Source organism: Methanospirillum sp. (assembly GCF_035560735.1).
In the GTDB taxonomy this organism is placed as follows: Archaea; Halobacteriota; Methanomicrobia; order Methanomicrobiales; family Methanospirillaceae; genus Methanospirillum.
In genome coordinates this window covers 1-3613 of the sequence record NZ_DATMYY010000117.1, presented here as the reverse complement: position 1 = coordinate 3613, position 3613 = coordinate 1, and the positions used below count along the sequence as shown (strand labels likewise).

Below are 3613 nucleotides of genomic sequence, written 5' to 3'. Positions count from 1 at the left end.
ATTAGAATGTAGAAAGGATCGTCGTCATAAATAATCTTGATACATCTGTGACCTGTTGCAAATTGTGAACCTCGACATCATATATAGGTAGTAACGGCATACTATGATCCAAGTCAGCCAGATCATTATGTCGTTCAAAATCCTGCTCCTCATTTTAATGGCAGTACTCCTTCTGATGCCTGCTGCCATCGCTGACAATAATCCGACTGTTATGGTGACCGGATACCACATCAGCCCTGATGTTGTGATGCCATCTGATCCCGTATCAATCACGGTGACACTGACAAATACTGCACAACAAGCCTCACGGACTGCATCATCAACAACAGGTTCGGGTTCTGTAGGATCACTATCAGAATCACTGACAACACCGGTGAATGCATATATTGAATCAGCAACCCTGAAAACAAAAGATTTTCAGGTGATGAGCGGCTGGTATGAAGATATCGGAGAAATAGGACCCGGACAGTCAGTAAACCTTACCTTCTTTTTGACAGCACCAGGAGCTCAGGGAGTGTATTTTCCTGAAGTCTGGATTAGAATCAGAAATTCTGGAAGTGTAAAATACCCTGTTCCTGTCAACGTGAACTCACCATATGCACTATCAAATCTACCATCCTTTAAGATAACGCGGGATATTCCGGACAGCGTCACACCTGGATCCTCATTTGACATGGGTGTCAATATCACAAATGAAGGCCGAACAAAGGCTCATTATATTAATGTCATCATTGAAACACCACAGCGATCTATCACATCACTAACCCCGGATCAGTATTTTATCAAGGAACTCGCTCCCGGTGAATCAAATCATCTCAACCTGTCATTTACTACTGACAAGGATATCCCCATCGGAATACTTCAATTTCCACTGGTCGTGAAATACCAGACCGCTGATAATACCAAATCAGAACAAACAGCGCAGATAGGCATTAAAATTCAGGGAAAAGGTGAGGTCGGAGTTTCAAAGTACCAGGTATCTCCCCAGCAGATACGATTGGGTGATTCACTCTCTCTCATTATCAGAATTGAAAATACCGGAACCGATGATGCAAAGTCGGTCAGGGCTGATCTTGATATTCCGTTTCAAGGAATCAAAGAGGCATTTGTTGGAACGATCAAGCCGGATAATGATGCTCCGGCGGTTTTCAATCTCAAGGCAACTCAGAGCGGAGAGATATTCTATACTCTGAATGTCACATATGAGGATGATTTTGGGAAACATGTACTATCAGAACCTCTGTCTGTTTCAGTTCAACAAACAGATGGAACTGCAATATGGGTACTGATTGTGGGAGTGATCATTGCAGGTGGAGCAGTTCTTCTCTACAGACGGCGGATTTCTCCCTAAATTATGTCAGGACCTAATCTCTCTATCGCCTTTTTTCTGGCACTTCGTTCGATTCAGAATGGAAACCGGTTCACACTGTTTCTGACGATCACGATCATGGCACTGGTTTTTGTAAACCTGGTCTTTCTCCCTTCGATCATTTCAGGCGTCATCGTCAATTATAACGCTCAGTCGATTGATTACTCGTTTGGAAATCTTGTTATCGAGCCAAAAGAGAATGAGATATACATACAGAACGTTTCGACACTCCTGCACAAGGTTGACCAGATTCCGGACGTTTTTGGAACTTCACCCCGCATCCAGATCGGTGCAACATATAATTATCGTGGCAAAACCCTCTCAGGAGTCCTGGTAGGCCTTACCCCGACATCAGATGAGCAGGTAACAAAGATTTATACAACCGTAAAGGATGGTGAATTCTTGTCAGATGGAGATACCGACTCCATAATCCTGGGCACTACTCTTGCCGGAAACCAGGATAAGACAAAAGATAAATCCGAGTCACTCGGAGGTCCACAGGTTGGTGACCAGGTTCTTGTTACATTCAATAATGGAGAGACCCGAAATCTGCGAGTAAAAGGAATCCTCTCTTCAGGAGTTTATGGAATAGACCAGTACGGATTTATCACTTTGAGAGAGATGGAAGGAGCTCTTGGAACACATGATAAGGCATCATCCGTACTAGTCAGGATGACCAGAAATGGCAATGAAGAAAGTGATAAACTTCGTTTAATGGAATTCGGAGTCAGTGAACAGGTTCGTACCTATGATGAAAAATCCAGTAGTGCAGTAAAAGATGCTGTGACAGCTTTTGGTATCATCAACGGGATCTCAACCGGTGTGAGTCTCGTGATTGCAATGGTAGTCACATTCATAGTGGTCTATATCAACACCATTAATAAACGCAGACAGATTGGAATTTTAAAAGCCATCGGAATTCATAAAAACACAATTGTTCTTTCATACCTGTTCCAGGTTATGTTTATGGCTGCCTGGGGATGCATATTCGGCCTGATTCTCGCTTTCATGCTGGTTGCATATCTGAATATCCATCCACTCGTCTTTCCGGGAGGAGCCGTGTATCCGATGGTGGAAGCAGAGCCCTTTATCAGGAGCATCATATTATTGTTTTTAGTTTCGCTTATTTCCGGATTTATTCCATCGTACCAGACAAGTAAAGAGCCTATCCTGGATGCTATCCGAGGTTCGGTATGATTCGTGCCGATCATGTATCACGAGTTTACTCTCTTGGAAAAACCACGGTACATGCTCTTCGGGATGTCTCATTCACAATTTCACCCGGCGAGTTTGTGGGGATTACCGGAGCGAGTGGAAGTGGAAAATCCACCCTGCTTCACATAATTGGGCTCCTTGATCAACCAACATCAGGCACTCTGACAATTAATGACACCTCTATCAATGAATTATCAGAGGATGAAAAAACCGAGTTCAGGCTACAGAATTTAGGATACGTATTCCAGGATTATGCCCTGGTTCCTGAATTGTCAGTTCTGGAAAATGTGTTTCTTCCTGCAAAGGCAAGAGGAATGCCCAAAGATGAATACCTGAGGAAGAGTGAAGAGATACTTTCCCAGGTGGGTCTTGGTCATCGCATGTACCATAAACAGAATGAACTTTCAGGTGGAGAGCAGCAGAGGGTTGCCATTGCACGTGCCCTTATAAATACACCAAAAATATTATTTGCTGATGAACCATGTGCAAATCTTGATTCAAAGACATCACGAAACATTCTGGATCTGTTCAAGCGCCTAAACGAGGAATATTCACAGACTATTATTATGGTTACTCATGAAGAGTGGCATGAAGAATACATGTGCCGGATGATTATCCTTTCAGATGGTGAGATCTCAGATCAGCGTGAATGCCACAGAAAAAGCAATCCTCCCTGAAGAAAGTGTATCTATTTATCTGAACTTCTGATGTTATGAAGGACAGGTTTCCTGGTTTTCAGTAATCAGGGATGGTATTAATCATGTAGGTATACCATTTCCATGAGTTATTAAAATTTGAATTCCTGGGTGTTACGTACATAAGTTTAATGTGGTCCAGGATATCAGGCAGGGAGACTCTCTAAAATCCCGGAGCGGTCTTCAAACTGAGTAGTTCAGAGTTTGAAGATAACACAAAAGGCACCAATAGCCAGGTGTAGGCCAGATATGGATCAGTTTCGTGAATGGTACCTTCCTCATAATTCATAGCAGGGTCCCGGCGGGCGGGCGGGAGAAATGGAGTTTGGGCGGG

Annotated in this window: 3 protein-coding genes; all 3 read left to right on the top strand. The window is 43.3% G+C overall.

All coding sequences use genetic code 11. The features are described from left to right. Positions 1-127: 127 nt before the first annotated feature. Genes VN429_RS03650 through VN429_RS03640 form a run of 3 tightly spaced genes read left to right on the top strand, consistent with a single transcriptional unit; the run spans position 128 to position 3261 of the window. Positions 128-1351: a COG1361 S-layer family protein gene (locus tag VN429_RS03650; RefSeq protein ID WP_325629904.1), complete on the top strand. Its 1224-nt coding sequence runs from the start codon at positions 128-130 to the stop codon at positions 1349-1351. A 3-nt stretch (positions 1352-1354) separates the two neighbouring features. Beyond that, positions 1355-2566, top strand: a complete 1212-nt coding sequence (locus VN429_RS03645) for an ABC transporter permease (RefSeq protein ID WP_325629903.1) — start codon at positions 1355-1357, stop codon at positions 2564-2566. After that, positions 2563-3261, top strand: a complete 699-nt coding sequence (locus VN429_RS03640) for an ABC transporter ATP-binding protein (protein ID WP_325629901.1) — start codon at positions 2563-2565, stop codon at positions 3259-3261. The genes VN429_RS03645 and VN429_RS03640 overlap by 4 nt, the downstream gene beginning before the upstream one ends. The last annotated feature ends 352 nt before the right edge of the window (positions 3262-3613 follow it).

Coding starts and splice junctions, on each gene's coding strand:
- VN429_RS03650 (WP_325629904.1), top strand. CDS start 128: ATGTCGTTCAAAATCCTGCTCCTCATTTTAATGGCAGTACTCCTTCTG.
- VN429_RS03645 (WP_325629903.1), top strand. CDS start 1,355: ATGTCAGGACCTAATCTCTCTATCGCCTTTTTTCTGGCACTTCGTTCG.
- VN429_RS03640 (WP_325629901.1), top strand. CDS start 2,563: ATGATTCGTGCCGATCATGTATCACGAGTTTACTCTCTTGGAAAAACC.